A 19,368-nucleotide genomic window follows, 5' to 3' on the forward strand; every position below is an offset into this window, starting at 1 on the left:
CCGCGTCCGCCCGGCTCTTCACGGATCTCAACGCTCTGCGTAGGCACGGGCCACCTCCTCCGCCAGCCGCTGGCTCTTGTCGAGCGCCTCGGAGACGCTCTGCCGCCCCGCGATCGCCGAGCTGACCTCGTGCGAGACCTTGGTGCCCAGGTCGGAGAACTCGGGGATGCCGACGAACTGGATGCCGGGCGCGGGCCGCGGCTGCACCCCCGGGTCGTCGGGACGGGCCGAGGCGATCGCGTCCTTCGTCGCCGCGGCGAACGCTCCGGAGGACCGCAGATAATCGGGGTCGCGGTAGGTGGAGGCGCGCTTCCCGGCCGGTACCTTCGACCAGCCCAGCCGCTCGCCCACCAGCCGCTCGTAGTCCTTGCCGGAGGCCCACGAGATGAACTTCCAGGCCGCGTCCTGGTGGGTACTGGCCTTCTGCACGCCCCACGCCCAGGTGTAGAGCCAGCCCGAACTCTCCGTCCGTTCGACCGGCGCCGGCGCGTACCCGACCTTCCCGGCGACCTTGGAGTCGCCACTCTCCAGCGAACCGGCGCCGGCGGTCGCGTCGTACCACATGGCGACCTTGCCCTGCTGCATGTCGTTCAGGCACTCGGTGTACCCGGCCTGCGGGGCGCCCGCCTGTCCGTGCGTACGCAGCAGGCCGACGTAGAAGCGGGTGGCGGCGGTGAACTCCGGGCTGTCCACCCGGGCCTGCCAGTCCTTGGTGAACCAGGTGCCGCCGAAGGTGTTGACCACCGAGGTCAGCGGCGCCGCGAGCTGCCCCCAGCCGGGCTGGCCGCGCAGACAGATGCCCTTCATGCCCGGACGCGCGCCGTCGAGCTGCGCCGCGAGCGCCGCGACCTGCTTCCAGGTCGGCTTCGCGGGCATCGTCAGCCCCAGGTCCCGCAGCACGTCCTTGCGGTACATCAGGAACGACGACTCCCCGTAGAACGGCTGGGCGTAGACCTTCCCGTCGGCGGCGGTCAGCGACTTCCGTACGGGGGCGAGCAGGTCCGCCTGGTCGAAGCCGGTGTCGCGTGCGGCCCGGTCGCCGAGCGGGGTCAGCCAGCCGTTGCGAGCGTAGATGGGCGTCTCGTAGTTGCTGAGGCTGGCCACGTCGTACTGGCCGGCCTGGCTGGAGAAGTCCTGGCTCATCTTGTCGCGCAGGTCGTCCTCGGGCAGCACGGTGTAGTTGACCTTGATGCCGGTGCGCGCGGTGAAGTGCTCGGCGGTCAGCCGTTGCAGGTCCGCCATCTGCGGGTTGTTGACCATCAGGACGTTGATCGTGTCCCGGCCCTCGTTGCCGAGGGCACCGGCGCCCCGGTAGCAGCCTCCGAGAGCCAGGGAGACGGCCACCACGACGGCCGCCAGGCCGAGCGGGCCCCGCCGTCCGGTGGGCGGGACGGAGCGCCGCGGGGCGGCGGTCCTCCCGGGAGATCGTGCTCGCACGGCTCGACACCTCTCTGCTGGGAACTGTGGGGACATGCCGGGAACACACACCGGCCGGTGCGGCCTGGACCGCGTGGTGGTACGGGCAGCGGGCACGGCGGACCGCACGTCCGCACCGGACGTGTGCGCTCCCCGCGCGCGGTGCGCGCTGTGGCGTCAGACCCGCAGTACCTGCGGGCCCAGCAGGGTGTACCGGTGCGCCTCCGGGGCGGAGAGCCCGGTGTCGGTGACGATCGTGTCCAGGTCCCGTACGGCGGCGAACCGGCAGAAACTGCTCGCCCCGAACTTGCTGTGCACCCCGATCAGCACCCGCCGCCGCGACGACCGCACCGCCTGCGCCTTCACATCGGCGACGGCCGGGTCCGGAGTGGTCAGGCCGTGTTCCCGTGACACCCCGTTCGCCCCGAGGAACGCCAGGTCGATGACGAACCCGGCGAGCATGTCCCGGGCCCAGGAGCCCACCGCCGCCTGCGTACCGGACCGCACCCGCCCGCCGAGTAGCAGCACGGTGGTGGTGTCGGACGCGGAGACCAGCGACGCGGTCCGCAGCGAGGAGGTCACCACGGTCAGCGGCCGGTCGGTGGGCAGCAGCATCGCCAGCAGCTCCGGCGTGTACCCCTCGTCGACGAACACCGTCTCGGCCTCACCGACGAGCTGCACGGCCGCCGCCGCGATCCGCCGCTTCTCCGCCACCTGCTGGGTCTCCCGCCGGGCCAGCGTGGTCTCGAAGCCGGCGCTCTCCACCGGATACGCGGCCCCGTGGGTGCGCCGGACCAGGCCGCGCCGCTCCAGTTCGCTCAGGTCCCGCCGTACGGTCTCGCGCGCCACCCCGAACTCCCCGGCGACGTCCGTGACGTCCACCCGGCCGGCCTGGCGGGCCAGCACGAGGATGCGGTGCTGGCGTTCCTCGGCTCTCACGGCGCACTCCTGCTCGGTTCCCTCGGTTCCACGGCGTTCCGTTCGGTCATGGTCCTGCCCGTTTCTGCCCGGCACCAGGTTTATAGCAAGCAGAAGGGCGCGTTCCGCTGCCCGTCATGGCGGAAAACCCGCCCGTTTCTGCCCGCATGCACCGCGCCGTCGCGGGCTCCGGCGCCCCGGCGCTGCCCGTTCGCCTCTCCGGCGGGCCCGTTCTCCGGTACGCGGAGACACCGGTCCCGGTACGCGGACGCGCCGCTCCCCGGACGGTCAGCCCAGGACCAGCCGCTCCGTGTCGAAATCCGCGACGACCTCCAGCCGTCCGCCCAGGGCCGCGACATAGGCCGCGAGGGTACGCACCTCCACGGCGCCCGGCTCGCCCTCCTCGACCGCCGCCACCCGGGCGGCCGGCACGCCCATCCGTACGGCGAGCTGATCACGCGTCAGCCCCCGGCGACGGCGCACCGCCGCCAGCCGCTGCCCCTGGTTCCGCGCCGTGAGCAGGGCCGCACCGCTGCGCCGCGCCTCGTCTCCGCCGGGGTACCAGTCGCGGAGGAAGGCAGGGCTGCCGAAAAAGGTGTCGTCCTCCGCGCCGGGCGCCCGGCCCAGCAACGCCCGCCGGGCCATGCGCGCACGAGCCGTCGGCAGGGCGTACGCGTACCAGTCCCACCACTGGTCCCGGTCCACGGCAACGGCCAGCAGCACCACGGCCGCGACGGCCTCCCCGGATTCCCCAGCCTCTCCGGCTCCCCCGGCCTCCACGGTGCACAGGACCCGCACGTCCCGGCCCGTCAGCGCGCCGAGCCGCAGCTCGTACAGTTCCAGCGCCGGTGGCGGCCCGCCCAGCGCCTCCCGCACCTCACCCTCCAGCCGCCCGGCCTCCGTGACCATGGCGTGCGCCGCGGCACGGGCGGTGACCACCGCGCTGTCCGCGGCGGCGCACGAGGCCGCGTCCGTACCGGCCGGCCCGTCCGCCTCGGCGCACGCCGCGTGCACGCCCTGCTGGGCCTGGCCGGCCCGCTGGACCGCCTCCACACCCATCCGGCGGGACCGGAAGACGTCGACGTGGTTCTGCACCCGCCGGCCGATCCCGGCCAGCGCGGCCTCCCGCTCGCGGACCTCGGCACGTGACGCGCCGAGCAGCTCCTGCTGGTGGCGTACCACCGACCACCGCTCCTGCGCCTCCCGCGCGAGGCCCTCCCGGCCCGAGACGGCGGCCCGCGCCCCCAGATCGGCCAGCCGCCGGGCCTGCCGCCCCAACTCGCCGATCTCCTGGTCGAGCCGCCGGCGCACCAGCGTCACGTCGGCCACCGCCCGCCGCACCTCGAGCAGCAGCGTGAGCTGCCGCTGGTACCAGTGGTCCAGGGCCTCGCGCGGCTCTGCCGCCCGCAGGGCGGCGCCGACCGGGACCAGCAGGGGAGGCCCCAGCCGCAGGCCCTGCTCCAGCAGCGCGGTCACCGCCTCCCCGACGAGCCGGGCCGCCCGTACGTCGTCGCGGCGCAGGCCGTTCAGCCGGCTCCGTGCCTCGCGTGCCACCACCAGCCGGTACGCCATGACAGCCTCGCTCCCCGACGAGCCCCGCGCGATGCACGGGCCTCCATCGTGCCGCCCGCACCCGGCCGCTGTCCCGGCATCGGGCGGGGCAGGACGGGTGCGCGGCGGGGCGGACGGGCGGTGCTCAGAAGCCGAGGTCGTCGACCACGGTGGAGGCCGGGACGGTCAGGATGCCGTCGAAGGCGTCGGCCACGGGGGTGTGCAGATAGCCGCTCTGCATACGGATACGGTCGGGGCCGTCGGAGCCGTCCGTGCTCCGCGGTCCGCGCAGCCCGGCGAGGCTGATGTCCGCGTCCAGCCCGGCGTCCACGACAGCGGCCTCGATGCTCCCCGGCTCCGGTACGCCGAGGGCGGTGTCCTCGACGCGGAAGCCGAAGGGGCTCTGTTCGTCGAGATGCATCTCGCCGGTACGGCCGCCCACGCTGGTCATGGCGAGGGCGAAGTAGTCCGCGCCCAGGGCGTGGCTCAGGTGCAGGCCCATGGGCAGTGCGGTGAGACGGCCGTCGAACGAGACCGTCGTCCGCTGGATGTGGGCGTTGTGCGCGGGCAGCACGACCCGCGTACCGGGCGCCGAGCGGTCCAGCAGCCACCGGACCGAGTCGGCCATGAACACCTCGCGGGCCGAGGTGTCGGCCGGCGCGGTCTCGCCCGCGTACAGCGCGGCCATGGCCCGGAACTGGTGGTCGGTGTGGCACGCCGCCTCGGCGCGGTGCAGCGCGATGTCGTACGCGGACCGGCCGCCCCGCTCGACGTACAGCGGCTCCATGGCCCGCAGCCGGGTCCGCAGGCGCACCAGCCGCGCGCTGAGGGCGTCCTGTTCCCCGGTGTCCAGCCGGGCCCAGGCGGGTGCGGCGAGCGCCATGGACGTACCGCCGAACCGCTCGGCGGTCTTCATGGCCTCCTGTACGAGCGGCAGTCCGTCCGGGTCCACCTCGCGCAGGTACTCGGCTACCGGCGCCAGGGCCGGCAGCAGCGAGCCCCCGGCCTCGGGCACGTCGACACCGGCGAACCGTACGGGCAGGGTCGCGGTCCGGTTGTAGCGGCGCAGCCAGTGCAGCGGACCGGACAGGCCGATGGGGATGTTCGCCGCGGTCTGCCGCGCGAAGTCCTCCTCGGCGCCCTCCCCTTGCACCCACGCGTCCAGCGCGAAGCCCTCGCTGAAGCCGAACTCGAAGGCCAGCACGGTGAATCCGCAGCGCTGGACGAGGAAGCGCAGCACCCGTTCGCGGGCCAGGCCGAACTCCCGGATGAAGTGGGAGTTCTCGCCGAGCGCGACGACGCGGGCGTCACCGATGAGCTCCCGCAGCGGCTCCAGGTCGTCGAGCGGTTCCTCGGGGTCGAGGGTGGCGAGCACCGCGGCCCGCTCGCGCAGCCGGCCGGCGAACCGGCTCCCGGCGCCGGCGCGCTCGTCGGCGTGGCGCGCATCGTGGTGGGTGTCGGGCATGTCGGGTGCTCATCTCTCGGTCAGGGGCGGAAACCGGCGGCGTCGGACACGGGCTCCGAGGCAGGATCGCGTCCACGTGTCCGCCGTCGACGCGCAGCGCGCCGCCCGTGGTCGCCGACGCCTGCGGTGACCTGAGGTGGACGACCATGTCGGCGGTCTCCTCGGGCTCGATGAGGCGTTCCAGCAACGACTGCGGGCGGCGCAGCCGCATGAACTCGCGCTGGGCAGCGTCCCACGGAAGATCACGGTCGGCCAACTGGTATACGAAGCCCTCGACGCCGCCGGTGCGCGTCGCCCCGGCGATCACGGAGTTGACGACCGCGGAGTCGCCGGCGATGTTCTGTACGCGTCCCCCGCCGCGCTCCTTCATGCCCGCCCGCGCACCGGCCTCGGTGACGAGGCCGGCCCGCACCCCGGACACCGTGGCGCCGGGCACCGCTTCCCGCAGCTGCCCGGCGGCCTCGTCGAGCCGTCCGGCGTGGCGCCCCGTCAGCGCGACGGCCGCGCCCGCCCGCGCGAGGCCGGTCGCGATGGCGTGGCCGATGCCCTGGGACGAACCCGTCACCACGGCCGTGCGGTCGGAGAGGCCGAGGCGCAGGGTCGAGCTCCCTTCCTGTTGCGTGCGTCGGGAGCCGGCATCGCCGGTGCGGCGCGCCGGGTGTGCGGGGTGCGCGGGGCGCGGTGTGTGCGGGGAGCCGTGTGATGTATCTCCTTCTCTTCGGTGCATGGAGTCCCATGGAGCGGGTAACTGCCGCCGAAAGCTGAGGTGATCATGTGATGAAGGGGGAAAAGGACGCTGTTGGCGCACCCGGTGGTGTTGGGTAATGTCGTTCAGCAGTACGAGACACCGCGGGTGCTGCGTGCTGAGGACGGCAGTCCTGAGCTGCGCAGGCGGATGGACGATCTCGCCTACTCGCTGTGCGTTTCCACCGGAACGAAGGATGTTGATGCGGCACTGGTCGCGGCCGGGCACCGGCTGCCCGGCACGGGCGTGCGGGAGGATTCCCTCCTCGCCGCCTGACACGCGCTCGGCCCGCAGTTCCGGCGTCGTTGTAGTTTCCGCGTCAGTACCCCCGCCGCGGGCGGGGGACGGTGCGGCTGAATGGTTCGAGGACTGACCCCACATGACCGCTGCCCGCCTGCCCGCCGGCCCACCGATCTACGACAGCCTCATCGAGAAGCACGGCGATGTACCGGCCCAGGTCCGCCAGCTGGCCAAGGAGATGGAGCGCGAGGCCGACGAACTGCTGGACTGGAGCGAACTGCGCTCCGGCCAGGACTGACGGCCGGCCGCCGCACAGGCGGCACCGCCCCGGTGCGGACCCCGCTCAGGCCCGGCCGCTGTCCCGCGGCGGCACCGGCCTGGGCCGCAGGTGGCGGGTCAGACCGGTGAGCGCCTCCACCGTCGCCAGGCTCGTCTGCACATGGTGCAGGGACTGGGCGAGACAGGTGTGGGCGCCCGCCACCGTGTCGTGCGCGTGGTCCCGGATCTGGCCGATCAGGTTCTCCAGCATGTCCAGCGACGCGTAGAGGTCGGCCAGCGCGCTGCGGTTCGCCTCGGCCAGCCGGGCCGCGTACGGGTCCACGGACCGGCTCGCGTCGAAGGTGACGGGGCGTCCGTTCCGGCACGGCGTCCCGGTCGGCTCCTGCGGCCTGCTCGGCATGGGCGGTCCTCGGGTGGATGTCGGCGTGCGACGCGGGGAGCGGGTCGGCCGTGCGCGGCGGGCACCGGCCGTACGCGGGGAGGTCCGGCCGTACTCGGAATTACAGCACGCGGCCGGTCAGGCGCGCTGTCTCACTCTGAGACGGTACGGCGGCAACTGCCCTGGTCCCGGCGGACTTTCCACCTTTGGTGGCGGAGTGCCGTACCCACAGGGGCGATTGGGCCCGCTCGCGGGACTCGCGCTTCCGCGCTCGGGGCATGACTGCATCCATGGAATTCCGGGACATCCCCGAACAGGCGGTCATGCGGGCACGCGAGCGGATGCTGAACGGCGCCCAGGAGACGGCGGCGCCGGCGGCAGCGGCGTACCCCCGCGCCAGGGACGCCGTCCTTTCCTCCTGGAGACGCTGCCGCCTGCACGCGGTCGACGCCGACCGGCTGCACGTCCCGCACGTCGGGCAACACATCGACTGGGACAGCCGCTTGCTGTCCGCCGCGGCGCCGGTCCTGGACCGCGTCGAGCAGCTGCTCGCCGACTGCACGGCCGGCGTCGTCCTCGCGGACGCCGCGGCCCGGGTCCTGACCCGCCGGGGCGGTGACCCCGCGGTCGTCCGCCTGATGGACCGGGTGCACCTGGCCCCCGGCTTCAGTTACGCGGAGGAGGCCGTCGGCACCAACGGGATCGGCACCGCGCTGGCCGAACGGCGCCTGAGCACCGTCTTCGGAGCCGAGCACTTCGCCGAGCCGCTGCAGCGCGCCGCGTGCGCCGGCATCCCCGTACGCAACCCGCTCACCGGACGGCAGGAAGGCGTCGTCAATCTGACGTGCCTGCGGCAGGACGCCTCCCCGCTGATGGCCGCGGTGGTACGGCAGGCCGCCGCTGACATCGAGGAGCGGCTGCTGGACCGGTACTCCGGCAACGAGCGCGCGGCCCTGGACGCGTTCCTCGCCGCCGGCCGGCGCACCAGCGGCCCGGTGCTGCTGGTGACGCCCACCCTGCGTACGGCCAACACCGAGGCGGTCCGCCTCCTGGAGCCGCAGGACCTGCGCCAGGTGGGCGCGCTCGCCGCCGACCTGCTCGCCGCCCCGGCGGGCAGCCGCCGGCAGCGCGTCGACGTGTCGCTGCGGCTGGCCTCCGGCGCGGACGTACGGGCCCGCTGCACCCTGGTCGGCCCGCCGGGGCGGCCGGCGGGCTGCGTCGTCGGCATGACCGTGCCGGAGATCCGCGGGAGTGCCGCCGCGGAGGTCCGCAGGCCCGGCGCCCGGACCGGCCCGCAGCCGTCCCCGGCGCCGCTGCCGGTGCTGCTGCCGGGCCTGGCCGGCAGCTCGCCGCCGTGGCGCGCCGCGAGCCGGGACGTCGTGGCCGCCTGCCGGCAGCGGCTGCCGGTCCGTGTGGTGGGCGAGGCGGGGGTCGGCAAGCTGGCACTGGTCCGCGCCGCCCACCACTGGGTGCGGCCCCGCAACCGGCTGCACGTGGTGGACCTGACGGCGGACCGGCGCACGCCGGACGTCCTGACCCGCACCGAGGAGGCGCTCCGGGACGAGGACGGCACGGTGGTGCTCCAGCATCTGGAGGTCGCGGGCCGGGAGTTGATGTACCGGCTGGAGACGCTGCTCGCCGGCGCGCGGCGCAACCGGGGCGCCGGCCCGTGGGTGGCGGGACTGTACACGGTCCCCGGGCAGGGGCCCGTCCCGGCGGACGCCGTGCCCCCGGCCCTGGACAGCGCCGTCTTCCCGTGCACGGTGGCGGTGGCGCCGCTGCGCTACCGGCCCGAGGACATCCGCGACCTCGTCCCGGCGCTGCTGGCCCGCCACGGCCACGGCACCGCCGTGGCCTGCACCCCGGCGGCGATGCAGGTCCTCACCCGCTTCGACTGGCCGGGCAACGTGCGCCACCTGAGCCGGGTGCTCCAGCAGGCGGCACGCGGGCGGCGGCAGGCCGACCTGCGGCCGCACGACCTCGCACCGGAGTGCCACAGTTCCTGCCGCCGCACGCTCACGCCCTGGGAGACCGCCGAACGCGACGCGATCGTCCGCGCGTTGCACGACGCCGCGGGCAACCGCGACGCGGCGGCCCGGCAGCTGGGCATCTCCCGCGCCACCATCTACCGCAAGATCCGGCTCTACGGCGTCACCGTGGCACCCGCCAGGCCCCGGTGAGCCCCGAACCGGCCGGCCCGCACCCTGTGCTCGGCGGTCCCCGGCCGCTGCGCCGCTCCTGACCTGCGTACGGCTCGGCGGTCCCCGCCAGGAGACCGCCGTCCGCGGGCCGGCCGCGCTCCGCGCCCGGGCCGCCACCGCCCGGGACGGCTGACCCGAACACCTCAATGACGCGCGGCCACTGCACAGTTGGACGTCCCCTTTCGCGGCGCGGAGCTGGATAACATGACCGGCATGCCGTGCTGAGCGGACGCTGAGTGAAGCGGGGGCCGCGCCCATGGGAAAGCCGGAATTAGCTGACATATGGCCGCTGACGGCCGTGCAGAAAGGCATGTTCTTCCACGCCGGTCACGATGCGCGGGCCACCGATGTCTATCGCAGCCAGACCACGCTGGATTTCCTCGGGCCGGTCGACACCGGCCTGCTGCGTTCCACGCTCCAGCAGCTCACTCGCAGGCACGCACCCCTGCGGGCGGTATTCCGCACCCTCGACTCCGGGGAAACCGTGCAGTGCGTGCTCCGTGAGGTGGACATTCCCTGGACGGAGACCGATCTGCGCGCGGCGGACGAATCCCGCGTGCAACAGGTGGCCGACCGGGAATGGGCGCGCCGCTTCGATCTCGCCGAATCCCCGTTGATACGGGTGACGGTGCTACGGCGCGCCGCCGGCCGGTACCGCATTCTGCTGGGGCTGCACCACATTCTCTGCGACGGCTGGTCCCTCGCGACCCTTCTGGAGGAATGGGCCACGCTGTACGAGCACGCGGGGGACGCCGCCTGCCTGCCGCCCGTGACGCCGTACGCCGCGTACATGTCCTGGCTGGCCGCGCAGGACCGGGACGCCGCTCTCGCGGCCTGGCGGCAGGCGCTCGCGGACGTACGGCCCACGCTGGTCGCGGGCGCCCGGGGCGAGCGCGCCCCGGCGGAACCGGTCGAGCTTTCCGTCGGTGTGGGCGCGGCGCTGAGTGCCGGGCTGGAGCGCCGGGCACGGGACCTGGGCGTGACGGTGAGCACGCTGGTGCGCGCCGCGTGGGGCATCCTGCTCGGCAGGCTGACCGGGCGTGACGACGTGGTGTTCGGCACGACGACCGCCGGCCGGCCGCCGGACGTGCCGGGCGTCGAGGGCATGGTCGGCATGTTCATCAACACGCTTCCCGTACGGGTGCGGTGGGGCGCGCGGGAGCCGCTGGACGGCTTCCTGCGCCGGCTGGTCCGGGAGCAGGGCGCGCTGCTCGCCCACGAGTACGTCGGCCTGGGGGAGCTGCGCCCGCTCACCGGCGTACCGGAATTGTTCGACACGCTGGTGGTCTGCCAGAACCTGCCGCGCGAGCTGCCCGCCCGCGACCTCGGCGGCGGCGTCCGGCTCGACCAGGTCACCGGCCGGGCCGCGGCCCACTACCCCCTCGCCCTCAACGCCCTGTCCGACGACTTCCTGCTCACCTACCGGCCGGACCTGTTCGACCGGGACGCGGCCGAAACCGTGGCGCGGCGCCTGCTGCGGGTGCTGGAACAGCTGGTGGGGGACGCCCCGGTCCGTCCGTCGGAGATCGACGCCCTGCTGGACGGCGAACGGGAGCGGCTGACCACAGGGGTGAACCTGGGGCCGCCCGGCACGGCGGGGGAGACGGTGACCGGCATGTTCGCGCGGGTGGTGGCGCGCTGCCGGGACCAGGAAGCGGTCGTGCAGGGGGACACCACGCTGACGTACGGGGAACTGGACGCCAGGGCGGACGCCGTCGCCCGGTTCCTGCGGTCCCGCGGGGTCCGGGACGGGGACCGGGTGGCGGTGCGGCTGCCCCGGTCGCCGCACCTGCCGGCCGTGCTCCTCGGCGTCCTGAAGGCAGGTGCGGCGTACGTGCCCGTCGACCCGGGCGGCCCGGCCCGGCGTACCGCCCTGATGACCGGGAACGCGGCACCGGCCTTCGAGGTGACCGAAGGCGCCCTGGCGGAAGCGCTCGCCTTCCCGGGGACGGGCCCCGTACCGGCCGCGGTGACGGCCGGCTCGGCGTTCTCCGTGATGTACACCTCCGGATCCACCGGTGAGCCGAAAGGCGTGACGGCGACGCACGGCAGCGTCGCGGCGCTGGCCGCGGACCCCTGCTGGGGCGGGTGCGCCACCGGCCGGATGCTCTTCCACGCCCCGCACACCTTCGACGCCTCCTTCCTGGAGGTCTGGGTGCCGCTGCTGAACGGCGGCTGCGTCGTGGTGGCCCCCGAGGGCGTCGCCGACTCAGACCTGCTGACCTCCCTGGCCGCCGGCGCCGGGCTGACCTCCGTCCACCTGACGGCCGGCCTGTTCCGGGCACTGGCGCAGGAGACACCCGCGTGCCTGGCCGGCCTGCGGCACCTGCTCACCGGCGGCGACGTGGTGCCCGCCGAGGCCGTGGCACGCGTCGCCCGCGCCTGCCCCGACCTGGAGATCCGCCACCTGTACGGGCCGACGGAGGCGACCCTGTGCGCGACCGTGCACACCCTGCGCCCGGGCGACCGGGTGCCGGACACGCTGCCGCTGGGCGGCCCGCGCGCCGGTGTCCGCCTGTACGTCCTGGATCCGGTGCTGCGGCCGGTGCCGGCCGGCGTCCCCGGGGAGCTGTACCTCAGCGGCCTCGGCGTCGCACGGGGCTACCTGGACCGGCCCGCGCTCACCGCGGAACGGTTCGTCGCCTGCCCCTACGGCGGACGCGCGTACCGTACGGGCGACCTCGTACGCTGGAACGCCGACGGGCACCTGGAGTTCCTCGGCCGCACCGACCACCAGGTCAAGATCCGCGGCTACCGCGTCGAACCGGACGAGACGGCCGCCGTCCTGGCCCGCTGCCCGGAGGCCGCCCAAGCGGTCGTGACCGTACGGGAGGACACCCCCGGGCACAAGCGGCTGATCGCGTACGTCGTGCCCGCGCACCCGGGGGCGCCGGTCGCGGACGCCGTCCGGCGGTTCGCCGACGACCACCTGCCGGAGTACCTGCGGCCGTCGGCGACCGTCGTCCTGGAACGGTTCCCGCTGACCCCCGGCGGCAAGGTCGACCGGGCCGCGCTGCCCGCGCCCGACCCGGTCCGCCCGCCGGCGGACCGCGGCCCGCGCACCGCGACCGAACGCGCCGTCCACCGCATCTGGTGCCGTGTGCTGGGGCGCCCGGAGTTCGGCGTGCGCGAGAAGTTCTTCGACACCGGCGGCACCTCGCTGAACCTTCTGGCCGTACGCAACGAACTCGCCCGCTATAGCGGCGCAGACCTGCCGGTCGCGCTGTTCTTCGAACACTCGACCATCGAGGCGATGGCGGAGACGGTCGACCGGCGCCGCCTGCTCCCCGTCGACGACGACCACAGCCACGAGCTGTAGCACCCGCAGCACAGGCCGGACCGGCCCCCACCCCGCGGTCCCGGACCGCCGGAACATCGGAGAAGACACATGAGGACAGGCGACGTCGCGATCATCGGGGCTGCCGGGATCTTTCCCGACGCGGCGGACCTGGAGGCGTTCCACCACAACCTGCGCACCGGCCGCCACAGCGTCGGCCGGCCGGGCCCCGAGCGGCTGCGGCCCGGTGACGACCCCGGCGAACGGTACCTCTCCATGGGCTACCTGGACCGGATCGACCTGTTCGACCACGAACTCTTCGGCATTCCGCGCCGCGAGGCCGAGCTGATGGACCCGAACCAGCGGATGCTGCTCCAGCTCACCCACCAGGCCGTCGAGTCCGCCGGCTACGCCCCGGCCGCGCTGCGCGGCTCGGCGACCGCGGTGCTCCTCGCGGCCGTGGAGGCCGCCCCCACCTGGCTGGAGGACGAGGACCGCGACGTGGTGGGCCTGCTCGGCACGTCGACGGCCGCGCTGGCCGCCCGCCTCAGCTACCTCTTCGACCTCCGGGGGCCCGCCCTCGTGGTGGACACCGCGTGCAGCAGCGGGCTGACCGCCCTGAGCCTCGCCGTCCGCCACCTGCGCGGCGGCGAAGCCCCGATGGCCATCGTCGGCGGCGTCAGCCTGCTGCCGATGATGGTCCGCCGGGCCGACTGGTCCCCGTTGCCGGGCCTGGAGTCCAGCGACGAGCGGTGCCGTCCCTTCGACGCCGACGCCAACGGCATGACCGCGGGGGAGGGCGGCGGTGTCGTCGTACTGAAACCGCTGTCCGCCGCGGTGGCCGACGGCGACCCCGTCCTGGCCGTCCTGAAAGGCATCGCCGTCAACCACAACGGCTACCGCGCCGCCACCATGGCCGCGCCCAGCCAGGCCGCCCAGGCGGACGTGCTGACCGGGGCGTGGCGGGACGGGGACGTGGAGGCCCGCACGATCGGTTACGTCGAGTGCCACGGCTCCGGCACGCCGCTCGGCGACGTGGTCGAGGTGGACGCGCTGCGCCGGGCGTTCGCCGACGCCGGCGTGACCGGCCGGCAGTGCGCCATCGGCTCCGTCAAGGCGAACATCGGGCACCTGGGCAATGTCGCGGCGATCGCCGGCCTGTTCAAGGTCATCGCGGCGCTGCGGTACGGCACCCGCTACCCGGCCGTCAACTTCACCGCCCCCAACCCGCTGATCGACTTCAGCGGCCCGGTGTACGTCGACGACGCGCCGGGGCCCTGGGAGAACGGGACCGCCGTCCGCCGCGCCGGACTGAGCAGCTGGGGCATGACCGGTACCAATGTGCACGCCGTACTGGAACAGGCGCCCGCCGTCCCGGCCTCCGGCGCCGCCGTGCCGGCCGCGGAACTGGTCACGGTGTCCGCCCGCTCGGCCGGTGCCCTGGACCGCTACCGCGCCCGGGTCGCCGCGTTCGCCGCACGTACGGACCAGCCGCTGCGGGCCGTCGCGCACACCCTGAACCGCGGCCGCGACGACCACCCGTACCGGCTGGCCGTGACCGCCGGGACGACCGGCGAACTGGCCGCCCGGCTGCGGGCGGTGACCGTCCCCGAAGCACCCGCCGCCGACGCGCCGCGGCCCGTCCTGCTGTTCTCCGGGGACGCGCTCCTGGACGACGCGGTCTGGGCGCGGCTGCGCGCCCACTTCCCCGTACCCGCCGCATGCGCGGAACTCGACGCCGCGACCCCGGACCCGGCCGGCCGGACCGTCGTGCGGCAGTACGCGCTCTACCGGGTGGCCGAGTCGCTGGGACTGGCGGACTTCAGCCTGATCGGCTCCGGCGCGGGCAACCTGGCCGTACGCGCCGTACGCGGAAAGCTCCCGCTCGCCACAGCCGTCACCGAGGCGTGCGAACAGCACCTGTCCGCGGTGCCCGACCGGGAGCGGCTGGAGCCGGTGGTGGCCGGGCTCGTGCGGGACGGCGCCCTGCTGGTGGAACTCGGCCCCGGGGGCGTCCTCACGCGGGAGATCGCCGCACTGGCCCCGGAGCTGCCGGTGGTGGACCTCGCCGGGGACGGCACGCTCGCCGGCGTCCTGGAACGCCTCGGCCGCCTGTACACGCTCGGCGCCGCCCTCGACTGGGAGCGGTACTACCGCGACACCACCGTACGGCGCATCGAGGCACCGACGTACCCCTTCGAGCCGACCCGGCTCCGCTCCGGGCGGCCCGCCACCGGCCGCGGCCCGGCCGCGCCCTCCGCGCCGCGCGCCGTGGCGCCGCCCGGCCTCGCGGAAACCGAACGGCGCGTCGCCGAAGTATGGGCGGACCTGCTCGACCGGCCGGACGCGGGGCCCGACTCGGACTACTTCATGCTCGGCGGCACCTCACTCGTGGGCGTCGGCCTGCTCCGCCGCCTCCAGCAGGACTTCGGCGTGCAGGTCACCTTCGCCGACCTGTACGCACACCCCACCGTCCGCGCCCTCGCCGGCCGGCTCCACGAACTGGCGGACGCCACGGAAACCGCCGGTGGCGCCGGGCACTCCGACGACGCCGACGCGACGGACGAGCAGACCGGCCGGCCGATCCCCCGCATCGGACGGGACGGGCCGCTGCCGCTGTCCTTCGGCCAGGAACCCCTGTGGTACCTCGACCAGGTCAACCCGGGCAGCCCGCTCTACAACGTGCCCGCACCGCTGCATCTGACCGGCCCGGTGGACCCGGCCGCCCTCCAGGACGCGCTGGCCGACATGGCCGGCCGCCACGAGGTACTGCGCAGCACCTTCCTGACCGATGAGAACAGCGCCCCGTACGTGACGTTCACCGCCCCGGAACCGCTGCTGGCCGTCCTGGACGTCAGCCGGCTGCCGGAGGACCAGCGCGGCCCGCGCGTCCGCACCCTCATCAGGGACGCCGTCGCGCAGCCCTTCGACCTCACCCGGGACACCCTGCTGCGGGTCCTGCTGATCAAACGGAGCGAGGAGGACCACGTCCTCGTCCTGACGTTCCACCACACCGTCTTCGACGGCGGATCCACCGCGATCTTCTCCCGCGACCTCGCCGAGTTCTACCGGGCGCGCACCACCGGCACCCCGGCCCGGCTGCCCGAACTGCCCGTCCAGTACCAGGATTACGCCGCCTGGCACCGCGCCCTGCCGGGCGGCCGCAAGTGGCGGCGCAGCCTGGAATTCTGGCGCGCGGAACTCGACGGCCTCAGCCGCCCTGAACTGCCGCTGGACCGGCCGCGCCCGGACGTCCAGTCGTACGACGGGGAGGTGCTGCCCTTCCACGTCGACGCCGTGACCGCCGGGCGGGTGCGGGAGTACAGCCGCCACCACGGGGTCACCACCTTCGTCACCATGCTCGCCGCGCTCGACGCGCTGGTCCACCTGTGGTCGGGACACCGCGACATCGTCATCGGCGTCGCCACCTCCGGCCGGGTCCACCCCGACGTCCAGGAGGTCCTGGGCTACTTCAACAACCTCCCGCCGTTCCGCACCGACACCACGGCGGACCTGACCTTCGACGAGCTGGTCCGGCGCTGCGCGGGCACCGTCGCGGGCGTCCTGGACCACGAGGAGATCCCGGTCGGCCAGATCGTCACGGCCGGCGGCGCCCGGCGCGACCTGGCCCGGCACCCGCTGTACGACGTGACGTACACCTACCAGAACGTGCCGCAGTACGAGGGCGGCATGGCCGGCGTGGAGATCAGCCGGTTCACCGACACCGACGTCGGCGGGGTGGTGCCCGGCACCGCCAAGTTCGACCTGTCCTTCGGGATCGCGGACACCGGAGCCGGGCCGATGGCCGGCGAACTCGACTACGCGACGGCCCTCTTCGACCGGTCCACCGCCGACCGCCTGGTCCAGTGGTTCCCCGAGCTGGTCGCGGCCGCCGTGGCGGACCCGGGCCGGCCGATCGGCGAGCTCCGACGGCAGCGGACGGTACGGCCGGAGCCCGCCGCGGACCCGGCCCCGGCACCGGCCGTCGAGCCGGCCGCGGACGCCGGGCCTGCGCAGCGGGCGGAGCCGCAGCCGGCAGCGCGGCCGGTGCCCGGACCCGGCACCGCAACACCTAGCTCCGCAACACCCGGCGACGGGACACCCGGCACCGCACAACCCGCCGAAGCCCCCGGCGACGCACTGGCCGTCCTGTGCAGGCTCTTCGGCGAGCTGGTCGGCACCGGCCCGGCCCGCGCCGACGACGACTTCTTCACCATCGGCGGGGACTCGGTGATGTCGATCCAGCTGGTGGCCCGCGCCCGCCGGTGCGGTGTGCAGATCACGCAGCGCGACGTCTTCGAGCAGCGGACCGCCGCGGCGATCGCGGCGGCGGCCGAAGCCGTGCCCGGCCGCCCGCAGGCGGACGACGGCGCGGAGGCGGACGGCGGCGCGGGCCGCGGCATCCCGCTCACCCCGGTGATGCGCGAATTCGCCGGACGGGCAGGCATCCCGGCCCGGTTCGCCCAGTCGGCGACCCTGGCCGTCCCCGCCGGCACCGACCCCGCCACCCTGACGGCCGCCTACCGCGCGGTGCTCGGCCGGCACGACATGCTGCGGGCCCGGCTGACGGGCGAGGAAGGCACCGACCCCACCACCTGGTCCCTGACGGTGCGGGAGCCCGACGCGGACGGTACGGGTGCCGAACTGCGCCGGGTCGACGCGGCGGGTACCGACGCGCGGGAACTCGACGCCCTCGTACAGCGGGAGAGCCGGGCGGCGTACGGGCGGCTCGACCCCCGGGCCGGCGTCATGACCCAGCTCGTCCTGCTGGACCGGGGGACCGCCGAGGACGGCAGGCTGCTGTTCGCCGCCCACCACCTCGCGACCGACGTACTGTCCTGGAAGATCCTGCTGCACGACCTGGAAGCGGCGTACCACGCGCTCGCGGCGGGCGGGCCCGCGGCGCTGCCGCCGGTGCCGACCTCCTTCGGGCGGTGGGTACGGACCCTGGCGAAGTTCGCCGGCACCCCGGACTGGCAGGCCGAACTCCCCGTGTGGCAGCGGATCCTCGCCCCCGGCGCACCGCTGCCCGGCGGCCGGCCCCTCGACCCGGACCGCGACGGCCCGGCCGACACCGGACGCGTGTCCCTGCTGCTGCCGACGGCGGTGACCACCGCGCTGCTCACCGCCGTACCGGCAGCGTTCTACTCCGGGACCGGCGACCTCCTGCTGGCCACCCTGGCCGCCGCGGTGGCCGAATGGCGGGCGGCGCGCGGCGAGGGCACCGGGCCGGTGCTGGTCGACGTGGAGGACCACGGCCGCGAACCGCTCACCGAGGACATGGACCTGACCCGTACGGTGGGCTGGTTCACCTGCGCCTACCCCGTACGGCTGGACCCCGCCACGGTCGACCTGGCCGAGGTACGGGCCGGCGGGCCCGCCGCCGGGCACCTCGTCAAACGCGTCAAGGAACAGCTCGGTGCCGTCCCCGGCAACGGCCTGGGCTACGGCGCGCTGCGCTACCTGGGCCGCGACACGGGCAGCGCGCTGGCCGGACTGGCCGCCCCGTCGATCGGGTTCAACTACCTCGGCGCCCTCACCGGCGGCGCAACCGGCCCGGACGGCGCGGCGCGGGACGACGCGGCCGGCGGCTGGCGGATGCTCCACCACAGTGGCGAAGGCGCGGAGAGCGTGCCCCCCGGCCACGCGCTGGAGGCCTCCGGAACGGTCGTCGACGGACCGGACGGAGCCGAACTGCACCTCGCCGTCGCGTGCTCGCGCAATCTCGTCGCCGAGGAAGCGGCCCGCGAGCTGTGCGAAGGCTGGGCCGCCCTGCTGACCGGACTGGCGGCGTACACGGACCGGCCCGGCGCGGGCGGACACGTGCCGTCGGACTTCCCCCTGGTCGCGCTGAGCCAGCACCAGATCGAACAGCTGGAAGCGGGGATCGGGGAATGACCATCGCCCTGCACACCACGGCCACCCACCTGCCGGGCCGGACCGCCCTGGCCGGGCTGCCGGAACTGGCCGCGCTCAGCGATCCGGAACGGGCCGCCTGCCTGGCCCTCGGCATCGAACGGGTGGCCGTCGGCGACGGCCTGTCCGCCGTGGACCTGGCGGCCCGGGCCGGACAGCAGGCCCTCGCCACGGCCGGGCTCGCCCCGGACCGGCTGGACGGCCTGATCATGATCGAGCCCCGCGCCCCGGAAGCGTTCGCCACGTCCGAGACGACCCGCCTGCAAGCGCTGCTCGGCGCGGACCGGGCCTGGGCGTTCTCGGTGGGCGGCCTGGGCTGCGCCTCGGTCGTACCCGCCCTGCTCGCCGCGGCCGGGCGGCTCGCCACCGACCCGGCCGCCGCCCGCATCCTCGTCGTGCACGGCAGCACGCCGGTCACCACCCGCCGCTACCGGCACCCGGTCACCGTCAACGGCGACAGCGGCCAGGCGGTCCTGGTCGCCCGGGACGGACCGCTGCGCGTCCGCGACATCCTGCTGGAGACCAGCGGCGCGTACTGGAACCTGTTCCACGTCGATTACCGGGGCCGGGAACCGGACCGGTGGCGCGAGGAGTGCACCGACATCCCCACGTACGCGTTCCGCCTCGCGGTCGAGTCCCGCAAGCGGATCGCGGCCCTGACCCGGCGGCTGCTGGAGCGCAACGGCGTCGACCGGGACGCGGTCTCCTGCTACATCGGACAGAACCTGTCGGCCGCCGCGCTGCGGATCGTCGCCGAGTCGCTGGACGTGAAACTCTCCGACGCGTGCGCCGACAACCTACGGGACAACGGTCACCTCGGCCCCAACGACGCCCTGTTCAACCTGGCCACCGCCATCGACCGCGGCCACCTGCCCGAAGGCGGCCTCGCCGTCGTACTCAACATGAGCCCGGCGGCGGCATGGAGCGCGATGCTCGTCGAACACGGTACGGGGGAGGGCGGTGCCGTATGCCTCTGAACAC

11 protein-coding genes and 1 pseudogene are annotated in these 19,368 nt (G+C 74.7%); 6 read left to right on the forward strand and 6 right to left on the reverse strand.

Features of this window, described 5'->3' with window-relative positions:
• Positions 1-27: 27 nt before the first annotated feature.
• The 5 genes and pseudogenes from AB0L45_RS33400 to AB0L45_RS33420 all read right to left on the reverse strand — a co-directional run.
• Positions 28-1,344: a sugar ABC transporter substrate-binding protein gene (locus AB0L45_RS33400; RefSeq protein ID WP_365846786.1), complete on the reverse strand. Its 1,317-nt coding sequence runs from the start codon at positions 1,342-1,344 to the stop codon at positions 28-30.
• A gap of 249 nt (positions 1,345-1,593) precedes the next feature.
• Positions 1,594-2,355 carry a DeoR/GlpR family DNA-binding transcription regulator gene (locus tag AB0L45_RS33405; protein WP_073762659.1) on the reverse strand — a complete coding sequence of 254 codons (762 nt, stop codon included), beginning with the start codon at positions 2,353-2,355 and terminating at the stop codon, positions 1,594-1,596.
• A 267-nt stretch (positions 2,356-2,622) separates the two neighbouring features.
• Positions 2,623-3,906 carry a helix-turn-helix domain-containing protein gene (locus AB0L45_RS33410; protein WP_365846739.1) on the reverse strand — a complete coding sequence of 428 codons (1,284 nt, stop codon included), beginning with the start codon at positions 3,904-3,906 and terminating at the stop codon, positions 2,623-2,625.
• Positions 3,907-4,030: 124 nt separating this feature from the next.
• The gene (locus AB0L45_RS33415) at positions 4,031-5,350 is read right to left on the reverse strand and encodes an erythromycin esterase family protein (RefSeq protein ID WP_365846741.1); all 1,320 of its coding nucleotides are present in this window, start codon (positions 5,348-5,350) and stop codon (positions 4,031-4,033) included.
• 58 nt (positions 5,351-5,408) lie between these two features.
• Positions 5,409-5,948 (reverse strand): annotated as a pseudogene (locus tag AB0L45_RS33420) (SDR family oxidoreductase); the annotation flags it as partial.
• Positions 5,949-6,146: 198 nt separating this feature from the next.
• Here AB0L45_RS33420 and AB0L45_RS33425 point away from each other — a divergent pair.
• Both AB0L45_RS33425 and AB0L45_RS33430 read left to right on the forward strand, forming a co-directional pair.
• The gene (locus AB0L45_RS33425) at positions 6,147-6,371 is read left to right on the forward strand and encodes a DUF5133 domain-containing protein (protein ID WP_365846788.1); all 225 of its coding nucleotides are present in this window, start codon (positions 6,147-6,149) and stop codon (positions 6,369-6,371) included.
• A 103-nt stretch (positions 6,372-6,474) separates the two neighbouring features.
• Positions 6,475-6,633: a hypothetical protein gene (locus AB0L45_RS33430; protein WP_365846743.1), complete on the forward strand. Its 159-nt coding sequence runs from the start codon at positions 6,475-6,477 to the stop codon at positions 6,631-6,633.
• A gap of 45 nt (positions 6,634-6,678) precedes the next feature.
• Here AB0L45_RS33430 and AB0L45_RS33435 read toward each other — a convergent pair whose 3' ends face one another.
• On the reverse strand, positions 6,679-7,014 hold the full coding sequence (locus tag AB0L45_RS33435; protein WP_365846745.1) for a hypothetical protein: 336 nt from the start codon (positions 7,012-7,014) through the stop codon (positions 6,679-6,681).
• Between the two features lie 257 nt (positions 7,015-7,271).
• Here AB0L45_RS33435 and AB0L45_RS33440 point away from each other — a divergent pair, with 257 nt between their 5' ends.
• From AB0L45_RS33440 to AB0L45_RS33455, 4 genes are all read left to right on the forward strand, one after another.
• Positions 7,272-9,173 carry a helix-turn-helix domain-containing protein gene (locus AB0L45_RS33440; RefSeq protein ID WP_365846747.1) on the forward strand — a complete coding sequence of 634 codons (1,902 nt, stop codon included), beginning with the start codon at positions 7,272-7,274 and terminating at the stop codon, positions 9,171-9,173.
• Positions 9,174-9,450: 277 nt separating this feature from the next.
• Positions 9,451-12,513, forward strand: coding sequence for an amino acid adenylation domain-containing protein (locus AB0L45_RS33445; RefSeq protein WP_365846749.1), 3,063 nt, complete (start codon positions 9,451-9,453; stop codon positions 12,511-12,513).
• Positions 12,514-12,582: 69 nt separating this feature from the next.
• Positions 12,583-18,369 (forward strand): condensation domain-containing protein, encoded by a 5,787-nt coding sequence (locus tag AB0L45_RS33450; protein WP_365846751.1) that lies wholly within the window; start codon positions 12,583-12,585, stop codon positions 18,367-18,369.
• A complete protein-coding gene (locus tag AB0L45_RS33455) occupies positions 18,366-19,364 on the forward strand; it encodes a 3-oxoacyl-ACP synthase (RefSeq protein WP_365846753.1) in 999 nt (332 codons plus the stop codon). Before AB0L45_RS33450 ends, AB0L45_RS33455 begins: the two co-directional genes overlap by 4 nt.
• Positions 19,365-19,368 lie beyond the last annotated feature (4 nt).

Origin of the sequence: Streptomyces sp. NPDC052496 (assembly GCF_040679095.1) — a bacterium.
Taxonomy (GTDB): Bacteria; Actinomycetota; Actinomycetes; order Streptomycetales; family Streptomycetaceae; genus Streptomyces.

What these genes read in the sequence shown, in the direction of transcription:
- AB0L45_RS33430 (WP_365846743.1), top strand. Translation starts at nt 6,475, where the DNA reads ATGACCGCTGCCCGCCTGCCCGCCGGCCCACCGATCTACGACAGCCTC.
- AB0L45_RS33450 (WP_365846751.1), top strand. Translation starts at nt 12,583, where the DNA reads ATGAGGACAGGCGACGTCGCGATCATCGGGGCTGCCGGGATCTTTCCC.
- AB0L45_RS33445 (WP_365846749.1), top strand. Translation starts at nt 9,451, where the DNA reads ATGGGAAAGCCGGAATTAGCTGACATATGGCCGCTGACGGCCGTGCAG.
- AB0L45_RS33440 (WP_365846747.1), top strand. Translation starts at nt 7,272, where the DNA reads ATGACTGCATCCATGGAATTCCGGGACATCCCCGAACAGGCGGTCATG.
- AB0L45_RS33415 (WP_365846741.1), bottom strand. Translation starts at nt 5,350, where the DNA reads ATGCCCGACACCCACCACGATGCGCGCCACGCCGACGAGCGCGCCGGC.
- AB0L45_RS33435 (WP_365846745.1), bottom strand. Translation starts at nt 7,014, where the DNA reads ATGCCGAGCAGGCCGCAGGAGCCGACCGGGACGCCGTGCCGGAACGGA.
- AB0L45_RS33410 (WP_365846739.1), bottom strand. Translation starts at nt 3,906, where the DNA reads ATGGCGTACCGGCTGGTGGTGGCACGCGAGGCACGGAGCCGGCTGAAC.
- AB0L45_RS33455 (WP_365846753.1), top strand. Translation starts at nt 18,366, where the DNA reads ATGACCATCGCCCTGCACACCACGGCCACCCACCTGCCGGGCCGGACC.